Raw genomic sequence first — 1,144 nt, forward strand, 5'->3', positions numbered from 1 at the left:
AAAGGAAGACGTTCGGGTAACGATCACCAATCTGGCCGGTAGCGACGCTGACCTGGTCCTGGACTCTGACTATTCGGTCACGCTGAACAGCGATCAGGACGCAGCCCCAGGCGGCACGGTGACTTACCCTATCGCGGGTGTCCCGCTGCGCTCGGGGTATCGGCTCACGATCACCGGCGCGCTGGTGAACACGCAGCCGACCGACATCCAGAACACCGGGGGGTTCTACCCCCAGGTGGTCGAAGACATGTCGGACCGCTCGACGATCCAGATCCAGCAGCTGGCCGAAGACCTCAGCCGATCGCTCAAGTTTTCCGTATCGGACCCCGGAACGAATCCGACCTTGCCGCCGGCGGATATCCGCGCGAACAAGGTACTGGGCTTTGATGCCGCCGGCATCCCCACGGTGCTGATCCCGGCCTCGGGGGATGCGGCCGAGGTGGCGCTTGCCCTGGCCTCGTACATCAATTCCCTGGCGAACAATTCGGATCCGGACCAGGGCGCGGCGCTGGTGGGTTACCTGCCCGCCACCGGCCCCGGCACAACCGTATTCGACGCGCTGCGCGGAGCCGAGGCAGCTATCGGCGACGTGCAGGACGATGTCACGCAATTGGAAGGTGACGTTTCGCGGCTCGACGCGCTCACCGCCGCGACGGTGCGGCAGAATCTGGACCCCGTCGCGATTGACATGCACTTCGGCACGCTTCGCGGGGTGGGTTGGGGGTCGTCGGAGGTAGCCGGGCAGGTGGTCACCGTGACGGCGACTGCGGGGGCTTCTGCTGGCTCGATCGTGCTATCCGTATCGAACGGCTCGCAGCTGAAGGTGGATCAGCTCATCTGCTACGTGAGTACGAACGGGCTGTATTACCCGGCCGTCATCAAGGCGATCAGCGGCAACAACTTGACCTTGAAGGACCCGCTGGAGGCACCGATTGCTGCGGGCGCGAATGTGCACAACTTCTATGCCAACGACGCGCACCCGAACCAGTTCGGATACAACACGCTGGTTGACGACGCACTGCGCCGCTTGGGCTATCGAGAACAGCTTGTCAACGTCAAGCGGGACTATCAAGCATGGACTGCGGTAGCTTCTGGGTCGGTTGCTGCCGACACGACGTTCTCCTATGAAAATCCCGGAATCGCT

At 63.1% G+C, this 1,144-nt stretch carries 1 pseudogene; it reads left to right on the forward strand.

The features are described 5' to 3' along the window. Positions 1–1,144, forward strand: a pseudogene (locus ACN6PJ_RS31370) (hypothetical protein); the annotation flags it as partial.

This window comes from Achromobacter sp., from assembly GCF_050285585.1.
Taxonomy (GTDB): domain Bacteria; phylum Pseudomonadota; class Gammaproteobacteria; order Burkholderiales; family Burkholderiaceae_B; genus Achromobacter.